The following is a 16,047-nucleotide window of genomic DNA, read 5'->3' as shown; positions in this document are numbered from 1 at the left end:
CGGCGCTACTTGCCGCGACGGGCCACCATGCGCGAAGCGGCGCGCTGCGCGCTGGTAGCGCTCACCGGCTTGAAGGGTCGGGCAAGTCCTTGCCCCCCCTTGGGGGATCCGCCTCCGGACCCGCCCCGGCCACCACGCCCTAGCAGCTTGTTGGTGAGCGTCGAGGCGCCGGCCGCCGCCGTTCTCACCGCAGGAATCTTCATCGCGAGCTTCCCGGCGGCACTCCCGACGGCACCAAGTCCTGCTCCGGCCTTCTTCTTTGTGTAATTCGCTGCATCCTTCACGACCTTCGGCGTGCCCCTCCCCCCATCTCCAGTCACGACGCCCAGATTGCCCGGAAAGAGTGCCGACACGATCTGCGGGATCTGCCCAAAGATCCGCGAAGCGATGAGCGAGATGCCCAGAATCCCGAGCGCGTCCAGCGCCACGGTGAGTCCACCCTCCCCGGCAACCGCGGCAAAGCGCATCGTCTTGGTCAGCTCGTCGAATGGCGCCGCCATCAGCTCCAGCACGAGGGCAGCAAAAAAGTTCAAAAGAAGCGCCTGACACAGGAAACCCACCCAGCTGCTGATCCACGGCCGTGTCCAGCTGGAGGCACCGAAGGCGATGAAGATCGGACCGACAGCCGCGCCCACCGCCGCCAGGAATGGCCCCAGGAAGATGACGGCGATGATATCGACCAACGCCTTGATCATGACGTAGGTCGCCATCAGCAGCAGAACGATCGCCACAAGACTCCCTAGAACGACGCCAAGCGTAGTCAAACCGAAACTTGAGCAAGTGAATGCCTTGATAATGCTGCTAAGACCGCCCATCAGAGTATTCAGCATCGATCCCACCAGCTTCATTACCGCTGCCCAGGGGGAGTTGGCCGCCGAGGCGATCAACTTGCTCGCGCTCACCATACCGTCCACGAACTGGCCATAATAGGTAAGAAATAGCGCGACGACCGCGGCGGGCAACACGACATCGATCACCACGGTCACGGGTGTACTCCGCTCGGTGCCCATGGCGATGATCAGCCCCCACAGCAGCGCAGTGAGCGCCAGTATTCCCCCAATCACCCTGGCGGGCGCCATGAGTTTGTCTGCCGTCACCTTCGCCTTCGTCAACAGGCTGGTCTCCAAGCCATCGAGGGCCTTGAACCGCTCGCCAATCTGTGCCATTCCGCCAAAATAGTCTGGGATGGCCTTGCAGTTGTCGCTACCAGCCTGCGCCTTGCCCGCGTTCAACGGAAAGCCGATGTACGGCCCGGTCTCGCCGCCATCCTGCATGACGGCCTGGGCCGCTGCGGGGAGCACACCGGCCAGCAGGAACGTGAGCGCTGCAAGCAAACGGAGAAAGAAGACGCTGAGCGGATTCATTGGTTACCTAATGCCGAGCTGCTGAAGCCGTTGGTTGACGCCGTTGGCGTAGTCCAGCGCACTTCGGTCGGCTGTCTGCTCGCGCGCGGACTCCGCCGCCTCCTTCTTGGCGGCGCTCGCCAGTTGCGCCGAGACGGCCGCAGACTGCAGCTGGTTCTGCTCGATGAGCGTGTCCAGCGCGGCCGTCGCCACCTGGATCGCCTGGGTGGCCCCCGGCACCATGCCGATCTCGCTGGCAATCTTCAGGCGCTTCTGCTGCGCCGCCTGAATACCCTGGTTGAGCGCCTCGTGCTTGTTGATCAGGTTCGCGGCATTGGCATTGCCCAGCGCGGCGCGCTGCGTGATCCCGCTCACGAAGCTCCCGAAGCTGCTGCTCTGCGACGCACCGTACAGCGCCGTCACGTCGCCAATGAAGTCGGTCTTCTTGCCCAGGGCCTGGAGCAGCGCCTCGTCGGCGCTGGTCAGGCGCCCGATCTGTGCGACCATCTGATCCGCCTGCGCCAGATCGCTGATCCCCAGTTCGCGAAGCTGGATCAGCTTTCCTGAGTTGACCACCATCTGCACCATCCGCGCCGCATTGGCCACGGCGATCGCCTCCTGCTTCACCGTGGACGCCGCCGTCGCGGAGGTCTGGACCCAGTTGGTGGGATCGAAGACGATGCCACCACCGGCGCCGCCGGCGTTCGCCGCGGGCGCCGCAATCAGCAGGCCGGCAAATAGCACTTGAGCGATACGTTGGGTAGTCATAGCGTTGAGACCTCCGCGAGATAGTTGGCCTTCCAGTTGGGATCGCCGCTGCGCTTGTGTTCGTCGAAGCAGCGTTGCAGGTGCGCTTCGGAGCGCAGGAACGGGAGCGACTGCGCATCCAGCGCGGTGCGCGCCACCCGCGCGAAGCCGTCGGCGACAATCAGGTACTCCCGCTTCGGTATGAGGGTCTTGACGAGATCGACCTGCTCCTTCGTCAGCCCGAAGTACTTGATGTACGATTCCCGATGCGCCTCCGCACTCTTGTTGGCGAGCAGGATCTTGGTCAGGATGTTGTCCGTCATCGTCGCCGCCATCTCCGTGGTCGTGATCGACGTGGGCGACTGGACCGTCAGCCACACAAAGGCGTTCTTCTTCCCGAGGGTCTTGAGCAGGTCGTCCAGCCGCGGCGCGAAGGCCGGGTGGTTCACCAGAAAGGACGCCTCCTCGATATAGATGAAGGTCGGCCGGCCATCGAGCTTCTCGTAGATCTTGCGGAACGCATAGTCGATGAAGGCGCGGGCCAGTCGGTCCACCGCCATCAGATCCTTCATCTCGGTGCAGGTCCAGCTGGATAGCGAAAAGTCATCGGTCGACGAGTCAAACATGCCGTAGGGCCGGCCCTCCAGCCACTCGCCCAACTCCTTGCCGAGGTGCGCGGGCAACTGAATCGCCAGCGTCGACAACCGGATGTCCTGGGTGGACCGCGCCAGATTGCTGAGGGCCGAATCGATCTTCTCGCGATCATCCGCATTGCACCGGTAGCCGCCCTCCAGCAAGCGCTGGATAATCCACTCACGCGCCCACACCAGACCATCGGGGGAGCCATCCCGCAGCACGGCCAGCGGATTCATCCGCATTTGCCCTTGCCTCATATCGATGTGCTGGCCGTCGTGCAACTCCGTGATGATGCGGCAGGAGTAATCCCGGTCGAAGATGAAGACGTTCGAGTCGCCCCACTCCGGGTCGTAGTAGCGCCGGAACTGGCTCAGGCATAGCGCCACGAAGGTCGTCTTGCCGCTGCGGGTGGGGGCAATGAGCACGGCGTGCCCGACCTGCCCCACGTGTGGCACGAAGTAGTAGCGACCGCCATAGCCGTCGATCAGCAGGGCTAGTGCCGACACCGGGCGCTTCAGCACCTCGGCGAAGTAGGCGTGCTCGCGGTTCCCTTCGTCCATCGTGAAGATGGGCGAGGCGTCCGCGACATTCTCCAGGCTGATCAGGTGATAGCGGGATTGGCGCGCCCACTGCCCGGGCAGCATGGCTTCCCACGACAGGCCCAGATTCTGCCGCTCGCGCACGGATTCGAACTCGACGTTAGCCAAGCGTCCGTGCACCAGCTGGCAGCCCGCTGCCAGTTCGTCTTCCGAATCCGCGTAGACCGCCACGGAGAGGTTATGGTAGGCGAACCCGAGCCCTTCGGCGGACAGGCGCCGCAAGGCCTCCTTGCACTCGTCGTGCAGGTCCTGCTTGCCGCTGTCCGGCTCCGGCTCGGCGTCCGCCATCTTCTGCGCGACATACTAACCTTTTAGAAAGTATTGTCATGTGAGACAATGCATTTCATGAAATGCAAACGAAACTCGGACGCTCGGTCGATCGAGCATCAAGCCTTGCAGGTAATGCGGCAGCAGGCAGTGAAGGCTATTCGCGAAGGCCAGACGGTAGAAAGCGTGGCTGCGGCCTTTGGTGTCAATGTGCGCAGCGTCTATCGCTGGCTGGCCGACTTTGCCAACGGCGGGCAGACGGCGCTGCTGGCTAAGCCGATACCCGGCCGCCCACCAAAGATCAGCGCCGAGGAAATGCGCTGGCTGGCCAAGGCAATCAGGGACAACACGCCGCTGCAGTACAAGTTCGAGTTCGGGCTGTGGACGCTGTCGCTGATCGGTGAGCTGATCCATCGCCAATTCGGCAAGAAGTTGTCGCTGGCCTCGGTCAGCCGGATCATGAAGCTGCTGGGATTTAGTGCGCAGAAGCCGCTCTATCAGGCTTGGCAGCAGGACGCCAAGCTGGTGCGGCAGTGGGAAATTGAGACCTATCCGGAGATCCGGGCTCAGGCGCGAGCGGCGGGCGCAACGATCTACTTCGTGGATGAGGCGGGCATTCGCTCGGATTATCACACCGGTACGACTTGGGCGCCGCGTGGCCAGACACCTGTGGTTGGCGTGACCGGCCGGCGCTTCTCGCTGAACATGATCTCGGCAGTCAGTCCACGTGGGGAGTTCCGTTTCATGGTGCATGACGGCTCCGTCAATACGACGGTGTTTATCGAGTTTCTCAAGCGATTGATGATCGGCGCGACCAAGCCGGTTTTTGTGGTGGTGGACGGGCATCCGGTACACAGAAGCAAGCTAGTCAAAACATACGTCGAAAGTGAGCAAGGCCGGCTGAAGCTGTTCTACCTGCCGCCGTATTCTCCTCACCTGAACCCCGACGAGCAGGTGTGGGCGCACGTGAAGCGGCAAGTCTCCAAGCGTTTAGTCCAGGGAAAGAACGAAATGAAGAAATTGGCGAGAAGTGCGTTACGTCGCATTCAACGACTGCCTGAGTTAGTCAAGTCGTTCTTTCGCCAGCCGGAGTGCCAATACGCTGCGGCCTGACAATACTTTCTGAAAAGTTAGTAGTTGAACGGCGAGAACAGCGTCATCCGATAGTAATTCGCCGCCCCGTTCAGCTCCCGCTTCGCATGGTCCTTGCCGAGGAAGCGGATGATGTGGCAGATCGTCATCTCCACATCCGAACCCATCAGTGCTTCAAGCAGCAGCGGCGAGGTCGTCGACGGCCACTCCTTAACCCCGATGACGCCACAGTACCTGGCCTCCCCTTCGCTCTGGAATGCCATGGCCTGCTTGCCGGTGGTGATATACCCGTTCGGCAGCCAGCCATCGAGCAGCACGCCGGGCGGCTTGGCCGGGGCCGGGAGGCGCGTCGCCGGATTGGCGAGGTGGTACAGGGCGTCCGTAAACGGCCTGCGGTCCAGCCGCTCGAATCGCATCGAGGAAATCGTCGTATCGAACATCCCCAGCAGCCGCTCGAACTCGCCGATGGCCTGCAGCAGACGATCGCGATCCCGCAGTACGGCGGTGCTTGCCGAAACGGAGCCGAGCGCGCCACGCAGGAGCGCAACCGGCAGGCTCCTGCCCTCCTCGTTCACCAGCCACGTCACGCTGTCGAGGTACCCCTCCACACCCTGTTGCCCGGTATAGAGCAGGAAGAACCAGTGCCGGAAGCGGTAGGAGATGCCGGCGCGGAAGGCGTCACCGATCACACTATCAAGTTGGGCCGACGTGGCGTTGTCGAAATCTCCTTCCGGGTACGCATAGTCCTTGCGCTTGTCGACGATCCACCAGCCCGTCAGTCGCGAATCAAACTGGCCGAGGGCACGTTGCAACTGCGTGACGGCCTGGTCGACCAGATCGTCATCGAGGTTGTCCGGGTCCAGCCCCTCATAGGCGTAGGCGGCGAGCAGCGAACCATCCTTGCACAGCAGCAATTCCGGCGTGACGAAGTCGAGCCACGGCAGAATCTCCTGCTGCGGGTGCTCGGCTTCCGCCGTCTTGTAGGCGATCTCTAGCATCGCACGCCCCGCCCATAGCCTATTGGCCGCTGTGCGCCCTTGCACCGCTCTCGTACGTAGGGCTGGTAGTGATCCGCGGTCTCGGCATACTTGAGATAGATCGCAATGACCTGAGGGTCCTTCTTGTACGCCCAGCGCAGCACGACATGAGCCGCCAGCCCCACGGCCAATGGCAGCGGCGACATCGCCAGGAGGCACACCAGGGCGGTCCCTGGCCAGATCAGGGCGACCGCCTTCATGCCAATGCCAGCGGACAACATGGGCCGCTGCAAGGCGGGATAGGTGACGGATTCGCGCATCAGACTGAGCAAGCTGGTGGGATCAGACCGGTTGCCGTAACAAACACGTAGGCGGAGGCCGCGATCACGCAGCCCAGGAAGATGTACTGGCCCAGCTCCGACAGTTGAGCCTGTTTGTTGAAATAGCCAATCACCCAGATCATGATCGACAGGACTGCAATGGCGCCCACGATCTGCTTGAAGTAGTTGATGATGAAGCAGAACGCCTGCATGCCGCCGGAGGACGACTGCGCAACCGCCGACGCCGAGAAGATGCCTAGGACCGTCAGGACGACGATCTGTTGCGGCGTGTGCCTAAACTTCTTCCAGAATGTACTGACCATGTTCATTCAATCCTTTGACAAGACAGATTTGTTCCACGCGGCGCTCGATGCCGACTTCGTGGTTCGGTAGGACCCGGGGGCGCTTCCTGGCGTACACCACCAAGTGAATGGTTTTGGCGAGATAGCGACGCGTTGTCATGGCGTCGAACTGCGCGCCCGGCGGCAGCGACTGCTGGAACAGGATCTCGATCGCGTCGAGGGCTTCCTCGGGGCCGTTCGCGTGCACGGTTGTCAGGGTGCCGTCATGGCCGCTGTTCATCGCGCGGATCAGGTCGTAGGTGTCGTCCCCGCGCGTCTCGCCCAGGATCAGGCGGTCGGGCCGAAAGCGCATCGCCAGCTTGACCAGCAGCCGCGCGGTCAGCCCGGCCTGCGGATTGGCGACCAAGGGCACGTGATTGGGTCCGGTGATATTGAGCTCGCGCGCGTCCTCGATGGTGATCACCCGCTCATGCAGCGGCACCTTGCCGAGAAAGGCATTGGCCAGCGTGGTCTTGCCCGAGGACGTGCCGCCAGCCACCAACACGTTGCGGCCTTGGTGGATGAATAGGTCAATGACCTTGTCCGCCCGTGCCTTCGTCAGCATCTCGCGGGCGACCAGTTTCTCCAGCGTGGGGCGCTTCTCCGGAGGCAAGTGCTTGCGGATCGAGAACGTTGAGCCGTCGGGAGAGGTGGGCGCGAGCGCGCCGGCAAATCGCATGCCGTCAACCGTGGCATCCACGATGGCGTCGGCGGAGGACGCCATCGCATCCTTGCGTACCTGTTTGGCAATGGCCTGGATCGCGATCTGGATCTCGTACTCGGGCAACTTGAGCCCGGTGTTCACAATCTTGCCGTCGTGCTCGATGAAGACGATGCCGCCGGGATTGACCATGATCTCGGTGACTGCTTCATCCCAGAAAAATGGAAGCAGCGGCTTCAGGCTACGGGAGATCGCGTCGGCGATGATGTTGGCTTGGATCATGCGAACATGATCCCGCGCCGGCTGGGGATTTTGCCGGCGAAAGGTGCACTGAAATGTGCCCTTTTCGGTCGACCACTTCTGCGGGTACCAGAAATCGGTACCGGAATCGGGCGTTAAGGAGTCGTCTCAGGACGGAAAACAAAGCGCGCTTAGGGTGCGTAGCGCCGCTGCGGCCTAGCCTGCACCTCGCTCATTTCGGTGCGGGTAACGTGGTTCGTGAGCGCCGTCAGTAGGACGGAACGCAGCTTCATGCTTTCCGCTTCTTCCGGGGTGTCCTCGATATGGCCGCGAGCGGGAAGGCGCGAAGATCATCAAGGGAACTGCCCCGGGGCTTGGAATCGGTCATGCCTGAGCTATACAAAATTTTGTATGTCTTGGAAAGCTGGCTTTGGGAGCAGCAGAACAGGCAACCGGCTTACCGTGCCTTGTTTTCTGTTTCTGAGACGACCCCGTTAAGCGCCCGTCTGCAGGTTGGCGGCCATGACCCGGATCGCCGCGGCGGTCGCCAGGAAGAAGCCGCCGAGCACCGTCGGCGTCAAGGTCAAGGGCGTGATGGGCACGAACATGGCCAGTCCGACCGCCAGCAGGACAAAGTGCATGCTGGCGTAGAAGAAGATCGGATTGTGCTGGCCGAAGTCATAGCGCTTCTTGAGCCGCGAGCCAATGCCGTCCACGAAGGCGGGCAAGGCAAAGCCGATGGCGGCGGTCAGGTAGAGCGGACCCAGCGCCAGCACGCGCCAGAGGACGCGATACACCAGCATCCAGAAACCGGCCACCCAGTCCCGCAACCAGTTGCCGGTCCCCGCCGGGAACGAAGAGACGCCGCCCGCGAGCGATGGGCCGCCCATGCGCTGCGGCCGCGTGAGCGCGACGCTGCGGTCCACCCACCCCGGCGCGACAAACCAACGGTCGAACTTGGCGTCCGCCCTCCTCGTCACCTCTCGGTCCTGGCCGCCCCAGTGGGAGAGGAAGAGCACTTCTGCCGGCTCGATCTGGAACGCCACGGGGGACATCACGCCAGGCAGGATGAGCAGCGCAATCAGCGGCGCCAGCAGCCACCAGAACAGGATGTGCTGGCTGAACTCGCTTTTTTCGGCAAAGAGGATCATTGGGGCGGCACCTGCCTGACTAGTCACTACGGTCCTGGTATTTCCTGAGCAGCATTGCCGCAGTCGCCGGCGCCAGGAACTGGCGGGCGGAACGCTCGATGGCCTTGGTCTGGCTTAGCCCGTTGGGACCAGCGGCGTGTATTCGTGTTCTTTTATTTCTTTTCTTCTTTGTATTTAGTCCGCCATCAATGGCAGGCGGCCCTTGTACAACGTGCTGCCGCCAAGAAATGCAAAGTAGTGGAGACCGGGCAGTCTGGTCAACAGGTCCGGCGAGACGAACGGCGCTTCCTTCTCCTCCATGGCCCGGCCGGTGCTACCCCTGAACTCCGTGAATGCGATGGAGCTTTCGGACGTGTTGGAATAGGACGTCGTCTGTTTGCGTGCAATGGTCTGGCCAAAGCTCTCGGAGATCCATTTCGCCGTCTCGTAGTCCTTGACACGCAGGCAAATGAGATTGTTGAGGTTCCCCAGCATCTGACGGGCCTTCTCCTTCGACCCCAGCCGGACGATGAAGTCCGCCTCCGTCTGCGTCGCCATGAAGGTCTTGAAGCCGGCCCCGCCGCCTTTGTTCAGGATCTGGATGGCCTGGTCATTGGTCAGTTCCGCGGACTCGTCGGCCATGATGTACACGTCGGTCTTGCCGGTTGTGTTGTAGATTTCGCCGGCGACTGATGCCAGATCGGCGAAGAACGCACTGCCGATTGCCGAGCCGCGGATGTTATCCGGCAGCGAATTGAGCGCGATATAGACCACGGCGCGCTCGTTGATCATCTTGCGGGTATCGTAGATCGGACGCTGGTCGGTGATGTCCTCAGGATCCGGCGACAGCATCGCGCCGAGCTCGCCGGAGCCGAGCATCTCGAGGACCGGCTCCAAGACCTGGATCATCTTCGAGTAGTGCTCCTTCGAGTGCTTCACCATGGCGATCAGGCCGTCGATCGATTCGTCGACATTGCTCGCGTCAAGGACGTACTTCTGGATCATGAGTTCCAGGCGGCTAACCGGCTTCCCTGCGCCTCCCTGATTCATATCCCGGTCCCACGAGGGCCCCTCTGCGGCAAAGAAGCGCTGCGTCAGCAACTGCTCGAGCAGCGGTTCGACGCCCATCTGGACGTAGCGCTTCACCTTCTTGATGTTCGGGCGCACCCCACAGGCCACCATGCCGGACATGACCCGATACAACGTTTTCCAGGCAAAAGAACGGAACGTTTCCTGGGCGTCGATGAGGTTGGTGATGCGCGTAGCCGCCTCGCTGATGTCTCCCCAGTTGGCCAGCAGATTGATGCGAAACGACTTCGATGGGTGCGCCGGGTGAAAGTACAGGAACTTGCGCCCCATCCGCTTGCACTCGGATCGCAACCGCCGCTCCCAATCCTGGTCGCCTTTCGGATCCAGCACGAACAGCGTGCTCGACGGCAAGTCAATGATCTGGGTCGAGATCAGTTCGTAGAGGCGAGTCTTCCCGGCCCGCGTGGTCCCCACGATCAGGGTATGGCCCGGCAGGGAATCCAGCGGCAGCCGCACCGGGACCTCGGTGGGCTCCATGCCGTGGATCCATGGCACCCCGATCGCGTCTTCCCGCAATAGCACGGCGTTCGGCGGGGTGATATGGCGGACCACGCTCTGCGGCAACCACCTGGGCAACGTGCAGATCTCCTCGGGATTGCGGCTCAGAATCTCGCGCGCGATCTCCGCGTGGCGTTGCTTCCACAGGAAGCCGCTACCTAGCCAGAAGGCGCCCTGCTCCCCGGAATGTGGGTCGCGCGGCACGCGCTGTGCCCGAGAGCGCGTGATAACCTCGAGTGCGGGCAGCTTCTCCGCGCGCAGCACCGACAGCGAGATGCGGAATCGATACAGATCGAGCGCATCTTTCGTCCGCTGCGCGCCGAGTGCCAGACCGAAGGACGCCCCAACCCACCAGAGTGGCGGTTGCGCGGCCATCAGGAACATCGCCGATCCCGCCCAGACGCCCGAGATCGCCACATCGTAATTCGGGCGGAACATGTCGCGATAGGTTCGCATCAGGCCGCCTTATCGCCAAATACCATGGTACCGAACGCCGGCACCATGACCAGATGGGTGGCGGTCTGCTCCCGGACCAATCCGGCATCCACGAACAGCTTGATGGCCTTATCCTGCGACATCCCGTATCGCATCATGAGCGCCCTCTTCGGGAAGAAGAACCCCGTCTCCTTCAGGGCACAATCCGCGCGGATCCGCGCCACGTCCTTATCGACGCTGATGGCCTTCATGAGCTCGGTGACCTCCGGGCTCAACGTCGAGGTCCCGGCAGCGGCGACCTGCGTCTCGGCGACGGGCTCCGAAGTCTGCACTGCCGAAGGTGCCGCACTGACGGCTGGGGGGGATGGCGCCTCAGGCGGAGAAGCCGGCGCCGCGGGGACTTCCGGTAGCGCAAGGATGTCGCGCAGGGACAGGCGCCGCCCGCCAAGCGCATCGATACGTTTCGCCGTCTCCTTGGCGTTGATCTCGAACGCCTTGTCCTGCGCCACACGCACCACGCGGCACAACGGCGTCTCCACCGCGATCACCCCACGGACCGGCAGGATCGCATCGGCGAGCGCCGCGATGACCGATTCCTCGAAATCCGCCCACAGACCCGGCACGAAGAACCGGCCGGCGACCAGCGCCGCGACCATGCGCGAGGGGGCCCGTGCCGACGGATTCCAGTTGATGGTGTATTCGCGCACCTCGGCGTCCACCAGCGCCTGCGTCAGCGATACCTGGCTCATCGGCGACCACCGCCGGCCAGCCACCGTCACGATCATGACCGCCTCGATAATGGCGGGCACGGACGCCAGCGCCGCCGCGAATCCGCTGTAGCGGTACTGCGGATCGAGCACCCGCCGCGTCTCAGTGGTGTGGCCCGGTACGAAGATGGCGCTATCGGCCAGCCGAAACGCCATCAGGCCGCTGATCACGCCGAAGCGCAGGGCGCCGCCCGGCTCGCTGTATGCATCGCGAGATAAAGGGAGCGACTGCACGCACTCGGCCAGGCGAGCCAGCAGGGGCTGAATGTGGTTGTCGAACAGCGCACCGCTGAAGCCCGAGGCCGAGTGCAGCGTTTTCAGAAGCTCCGCGTCGAGGGTGGCCAGGAGCGCTTCGGGGGGTTGCATTGAGAGTTCCATGCCCCCAATCCTGACTCGGTTTTGGCATGTGGCCACGACGATAGGCACACGAAATCGATCGCGACTCGCAGTTCGAACGGCACTCGAGCTTGCCAGGTAATGAGCGACCAGCATCGATGGAAATCCGACGGATTCTGCCCGCAGTGGGCAAAAAATAGCATCGAAAGTCATTGATCCAAAATAATAAAAAAATAATCACGGCCAATTTTGCGCCTCATATTGGCCGGTTCCCTACAGATTAGGGCCGATTTCGAGCACACAATTGGCCGCGGTTAACAGTCAAATTGACGCACTCAATCACAAGGTAAAACGACTGATTCTGCGCGCAGTGGAATTTCTTATCGACTAGGCAGTTTTTCCCCACGGTGGTGGGGAGATCTTCGTAAACCGTTTGAAATTCGCTAGCATTCGAGAGTTGCTTCGCTTCAAACATAGTTGACCATAGCGAGGGGACAATCAGACACAGACGTGGGATTTAATTCATGAAAAATGATGTGCGATTTGAGCTTCCTGCGGAACTCGATCTTTCTCCCGAGAAAAGGATGAGGATCTATTCGCTTGTCCGAGAAATCATCAACACGCGGGACCGTGCCGCAGACGAATTGAATAGAATGTGCTTGCTTCTCCTGGAGCTGAAGGACGAAATGGAGGGTCACGAATTTACTGAACTCGCCAGAGTCACGCTCCAACTCTCCAGAGGAACGCTCTATCGATATCTGAGGACCGGAGCGTCTGCCCGTACGATGATCAAGGGTATGGAAGATCCAAGAATGTTGCTAACCAACACTACCGCCCGGGCCCTGCAACTCTTGTATGGGGCAGACGAAGATGTGCTGAACGAGGTGAGAGAGCGCGCCATGCGCGGCGAGGCGACCAACGAGACGCTCGTAAAGGACTTGATAAACGCCCGGCACGATCTTGAAGAACGCCTCGATGATGCAAAAGAGCAGATAGAATCATATGGAAGACAACTTTCCGCAAAGGATAGTCATATCGTGCAGTTGGAAAAGCAGAGGAACGAAAGTCGGTTGGCAGAGCTGGAAACTTCAAATGTCGCGACTGAACGCCTGAATCGCATCGAAACATTGTCTCGCGACATCTGTGAGCACGAGGCGGAGCTCGAACGGCTACGGGCGGAGCTTGAGCAAGGTCACGTCGTTGAAAAAGTCGTTGTAGTGGAGAAGGTTCCAGACACCTTCCGGAACATGGAAGACGCGATTGCCGACCGCAATAGGGAACTTGACCGGGTCACCCAGCAACTCGAGGCCACGGCGCGAAAGCTGGCCGATGCCGAAGCGGAGCGAGTTCTGCTTACGCAAATGCAAGAGATTGACGGCGATGTCCTTCAACTGCAATCCGACCTCCAAGGATTCTGTGAGAAGCTCTCGGCAACGTTGTTACTCAAGCATAGCTTTTTCAGTGAACAAGCCCGGCTCACCGTGCTCCAAATGGGGTCCTACCTACTGGGTCTAACGACGACGATTCAGCAATATTGCAGCAAGGGACAACCGTCTTGAATCGCATCCCTGATGGCTTTGCCAACATTGCGACGTCCCAGTTGATCCGCGCGGAGATAGTGAAAGTTAACAAGACGATGACGGCCGCTCTTGTCACTGCCGCTGACGCAGGAGAGGGATTGGCACGCGAGGTCACCGGAGTTCCGAGGGAGACGCTTGAACTCCTTTCGAAGGCAGGACCAGGTCAACTGGCGGCCATGAGCGCTGTTGGGTTTCCGCTTTGGCGCTTTCGGTTTTCGAGCCCGGAATTGGCAAACGAGCTCCTTACCGGTCGGAATCACCCTCCCGCAATCACGCTCTCCCAATTGGTTCGCACAGAGATCCGGAAGGCCAATACGGCGCTGATGGCCGCCCTGTTGGCCGCCGCCAATGTTGAGTCGAGTATCTCGCCAGCGATCGTCTGTGTACCGGGAGCGACACTGGCAATACTCGCAAAGGCAAAACCAGTGCAGCTAGAAACCCTATGCAGCGGTGGCTTCCGACTTTGGGAATACCGGTTCGCCACAGTGGAATTGACCAGGGCGCTGATTGCCGGCGAAATCGGTTCCATCGGGGTCACGCATTGTTTTCTGAGCGGGCTGGCTCAACTGCCCCGCACAAAAGGGCGAGGCAGTTGAGCCGCCCGTTTCACAACTCGTAGCGCACTCTACAAAGGAGACCGGGAACAGGGGCGACGCTACGCGTCGCGCGCTATCCCTCGCCGGCCTGAAGGCCGGAGTTTCCCGCGCAGACCGATGAAAGAGACACCAGTTAGCCGCATGAGAATTCAGCAAGCGCGCATGCTGTGCTTAATGGGAGCACGCGCAGTCACCATTGCAGCCGCCGCGGGGATCCGCCCGACAGACGCGCGTGCAATCTACAAGGAAATTCATGGCACCATCTCACCGCCAGGCCAGACGCCTCACTCGCTGGAGTGGTACTTGGAGCGGCCCGCTCGCCGGCTCCAGGCTAGCCTACTCCTGAAGCTTTACTCTCTCTGCGTCCAGTCCGGCTACTCAACCCAGCAAGCGTTCATCGCGGCGTATGAGGTCTACTGGAATATCTACGGAACCGCCGATACCAGCAAGCGGCAGCAGTCGGAGAGACTGATTGATCCCGAGCGAGGATTCTACTTGGTGAAGCGGTCTGGCGATTTTGGCGTGTTGAGCGCACCAGGCCTAGGCGAGGCTATCGCCGCACTACCTTGCCGATCCTGCGGCCTGGAGATCCTGGCTCCGACACACGAGGCCGCTTTTGTCTGCCCGCAATGCGCATCCGGATTCCAAAATCCCAGCCATCGTTTGTGCGCATGAGACTAGACGACTTGACGCCGGAGACAACATGCTCCGGCGGAGCGCCCTGCTGATCGCTCATTGCCGTCGATTGGCTCCTAAACGCCATACCCTGTCCCGGCATGCGTCGAGGCCAGCGCTGTTGTCAAATCTCTCGATTCGCGCGCCCGCGGCTTCGATGACGCTTGGCAGTTGGAAATCACGTGCCGATGCGCCGCCAGCCACCCACGCGCGCGCGGATTGCCCCGCCCTCGTCCTGAGCCGATCCAGGCGCAATTCGTCTGGCGCGGTGACACTGATAATCCGCCAGCTCGGGTCCAGCAATGCCAGATGCGACGGGCTGGACGGAAGGCCGTCGATCACGACTCGCTCCCGAGTTTGTGCCAATTCGATAACCCCTGCCGCCACCCCGTCGGGCAATGGGCGGCCCGGGTCAGCGTCTCGCAGCGTCAGGAGTAACCGGATTGGAATGTCGCTCGGCAACATCCCCTTTCGCGCAAGGCGCCGCAGGATCCCGATGCTAAGGTGCCAAAATCCATGGTCGGCCAGCATCCGCCCGATCGTGCTCTTGCCAACGCCGTGCGGCCCGATCAGGCAGAATCGGTGAATGTTGCTCACCCGGAGCTATAGGTCTTTGCATGGACGAAGCCACGCACCTTCATGACCTTGCCTAGGAGTGCTTCAATATCTGAGAATACGCCCTCTTCCCGCAATTTCTCATAGGCTGGCGGGTCAAGCCGCTTCAACGCGCTCAGGGTTGTGCGCGCGTCCCCATATTGTCGGTCACATCCCCCATGTACTCGAGAGTAATCATCGGCTTCACGGCCTCTCCTCGCTAGTCTGATTGCTTCATTTGGTTCGTGCCCCGTCGTTCTGTTTGTTGACCACAGCATTCGCCGTCATGAGAATGGACCCGTGCAGTGGCGAGATCCGCCAGGTCTTTTGCAATGTCCTGCTACAGCCGGCTGACGTGTTCGCGCACCAGCGCCCAGAGCGCCGCCCAGTCAACTACTTCACGGCTAGCCCAAACGACAAGCAGCAGGCCCGCGAGCCGGCCCAATGCTCAGCGCCGACGCATTGGTGGAGGCAGATCCCCAAACATGCAATCAGGAGGTCTGGGCAAGGTTGCCCTGCAGCACGCCACTGGAGTCCATGTCGCCGTAGCGAACATGCTCGGCAACCAGCGTTCCGCCATTGCGTAGCGACACGGTTGCGACTTCCTTGGCGTCAATCCTTCCCCAGTTGACGAGCAGCTCTGCCGCGGTCACGGTCGAAGCCTGGATCGCACCCAGGTTGAACAGTCGCTTGACCGAGATTTCTGCGCTGATCTCCGCACCCTCCGCCAAGATCAGCGTGCCGTTCGGGATGTTGATGGTTCCCTTTGGCAGACTGCCCGCAAAATAGAGCCCGCCCGCCAGGATCTCGATGGTGCCCTGGATCGCGCATTGGCCCTGTAGGACATGACGAATGTCTTCGGCCTGGTGGTCGATCACCAGTTCCTTGCCCTCGATCCGATAGCCGTGCGACACGGGTTCGCGTACGGCGGGTTCGAACTGCGGGGTACTCGGTGCTAGCTGCACGGCCGGCGCGGCGGCCAATTGCGGGAGGGGATTAACGTTGTTCATAGGCGCGGCTGAGAGGATGGTGGCTGGACTAGCGGGCGGTCTCGGTGACGGTTCCGACCACTTTCTCCGGCTGAGCGACGGGTGCGGTTCCGGTGATCGTTGGCGCCATCGGCG

Annotated in this window: 16 protein-coding genes; 4 read left to right on the top strand and 12 right to left on the bottom strand. The window is 61.3% G+C overall.

From position 1 onward, the window contains the following. Positions 1-5 precede the first annotated feature (5 nt). From ACZY0R_RS13055 to ACZY0R_RS13045, 3 genes are read right to left on the bottom strand one after another with little or no spacing between them, the layout of a single operon-like run. Positions 6-1,364: a type IV secretion system protein gene (locus ACZY0R_RS13055; RefSeq protein WP_488858791.1), complete on the bottom strand. Its 1,359-nt coding sequence runs from the start codon at positions 1,362-1,364 to the stop codon at positions 6-8. Positions 1,365-1,367: 3 nt separating this feature from the next. Then, positions 1,368-2,087: a hypothetical protein gene (locus ACZY0R_RS13050; RefSeq protein ID WP_488858790.1), complete on the bottom strand. Its 720-nt coding sequence runs from the start codon at positions 2,085-2,087 to the stop codon at positions 1,368-1,370. A 20-nt stretch (positions 2,088-2,107) separates the two neighbouring features. Further along, positions 2,108-3,613 (bottom strand): VirB4 family type IV secretion system protein, encoded by a 1,506-nt coding sequence (locus ACZY0R_RS13045; protein ID WP_488858789.1) that lies wholly within the window; start codon positions 3,611-3,613, stop codon positions 2,108-2,110. Positions 3,614-3,670: 57 nt separating this feature from the next. On the opposite strand from ACZY0R_RS13045, the gene ACZY0R_RS13040 reads away from it, so the two are divergent. Beyond that, positions 3,671-4,705: an IS630 family transposase gene (locus tag ACZY0R_RS13040; RefSeq protein ID WP_477115608.1), complete on the top strand. Its 1,035-nt coding sequence runs from the start codon at positions 3,671-3,673 to the stop codon at positions 4,703-4,705. A gap of 17 nt (positions 4,706-4,722) precedes the next feature. On the opposite strand, the gene ACZY0R_RS13035 is transcribed toward ACZY0R_RS13040, so the two are convergent. The 7 genes from ACZY0R_RS13035 to ACZY0R_RS13005 all read right to left on the bottom strand — a co-directional run bounded on the left by ACZY0R_RS13035 (position 4,723) and on the right by ACZY0R_RS13005 (position 11,520). Then, entirely contained in the window at positions 4,723-5,682 is a 960-nt protein-coding gene (locus ACZY0R_RS13035; protein WP_488858788.1) for a VirB4 family type IV secretion/conjugal transfer ATPase, read from the bottom strand. Further along, positions 5,676-5,981 (bottom strand): VirB3 family type IV secretion system protein, encoded by a 306-nt coding sequence (locus tag ACZY0R_RS13030; RefSeq protein WP_488858786.1) that lies wholly within the window; start codon positions 5,979-5,981, stop codon positions 5,676-5,678. The genes ACZY0R_RS13035 and ACZY0R_RS13030 overlap by 7 nt, the downstream gene beginning before the upstream one ends. Then, the gene (locus ACZY0R_RS13025) at positions 5,981-6,310 is read right to left on the bottom strand and encodes a hypothetical protein (RefSeq protein ID WP_156177274.1); all 330 of its coding nucleotides are present in this window, start codon (positions 6,308-6,310) and stop codon (positions 5,981-5,983) included. Before ACZY0R_RS13025 ends, ACZY0R_RS13030 begins: the two co-directional genes overlap by 1 nt. Beyond that, entirely contained in the window at positions 6,276-7,265 is a 990-nt protein-coding gene (locus ACZY0R_RS13020; protein WP_045240677.1) for a TadA family conjugal transfer-associated ATPase, read from the bottom strand. Before ACZY0R_RS13020 ends, ACZY0R_RS13025 begins: the two co-directional genes overlap by 35 nt. A gap of 452 nt (positions 7,266-7,717) precedes the next feature. Further along, complete coding sequence (locus ACZY0R_RS13015; RefSeq protein WP_488858785.1) at positions 7,718-8,374, bottom strand: IncC plasmid conjugative DNA transfer DtrJ family protein; 657 nt, start codon at positions 8,372-8,374, stop codon at positions 7,718-7,720. Positions 8,375-8,548: 174 nt separating this feature from the next. After that, the gene (gene traD / locus ACZY0R_RS13010) at positions 8,549-10,396 is read right to left on the bottom strand and encodes a conjugative transfer system coupling protein TraD (protein WP_488858784.1); all 1,848 of its coding nucleotides are present in this window, start codon (positions 10,394-10,396) and stop codon (positions 8,549-8,551) included. Then, entirely contained in the window at positions 10,396-11,520 is a 1,125-nt protein-coding gene (locus ACZY0R_RS13005; protein WP_488858783.1) for a TraI domain-containing protein, read from the bottom strand. Before ACZY0R_RS13005 ends, traD begins: the two co-directional genes overlap by 1 nt. Before the next feature lie 482 nt (positions 11,521-12,002). On the opposite strand from ACZY0R_RS13005, the gene ACZY0R_RS13000 reads away from it, so the two are divergent. The 3 genes from ACZY0R_RS13000 (at position 12,003) to ACZY0R_RS12990 (ending at position 14,329) form a co-directional block, all read left to right on the top strand. Next, entirely contained in the window at positions 12,003-13,037 is a 1,035-nt protein-coding gene (locus ACZY0R_RS13000) for a hypothetical protein (protein WP_488858782.1), read from the top strand. Further along, positions 13,034-13,654, top strand: coding sequence for a hypothetical protein (locus ACZY0R_RS12995; RefSeq protein ID WP_488858781.1), 621 nt, complete (start codon positions 13,034-13,036; stop codon positions 13,652-13,654). The genes ACZY0R_RS13000 and ACZY0R_RS12995 overlap by 4 nt, the downstream gene beginning before the upstream one ends. A gap of 117 nt (positions 13,655-13,771) precedes the next feature. Further along, a complete protein-coding gene (locus tag ACZY0R_RS12990; protein ID WP_488858780.1) occupies positions 13,772-14,329 on the top strand; it encodes a FlhC family transcriptional regulator in 558 nt (185 codons plus the stop codon). Positions 14,330-14,386: 57 nt separating this feature from the next. Here the strand turns inward: ACZY0R_RS12990 and ACZY0R_RS12985 are convergent, their stop codons facing one another. Together ACZY0R_RS12985 and ACZY0R_RS12980 are read right to left on the bottom strand one after the other, a co-directional pair. Beyond that, positions 14,387-14,926, bottom strand: a complete 540-nt coding sequence (locus ACZY0R_RS12985) for an AAA family ATPase (protein WP_488858779.1) — start codon at positions 14,924-14,926, stop codon at positions 14,387-14,389. 488 nt (positions 14,927-15,414) lie between these two features. After that, positions 15,415-15,933 carry a bactofilin family protein gene (locus tag ACZY0R_RS12980; RefSeq protein ID WP_488858778.1) on the bottom strand — a complete coding sequence of 173 codons (519 nt, stop codon included), beginning with the start codon at positions 15,931-15,933 and terminating at the stop codon, positions 15,415-15,417. Positions 15,934-16,047 lie beyond the last annotated feature (114 nt).

The organism is Cupriavidus sp. F041, from assembly GCF_057814235.1.
This window is presented reverse-complemented; position numbering and strand designations above follow the sequence as displayed.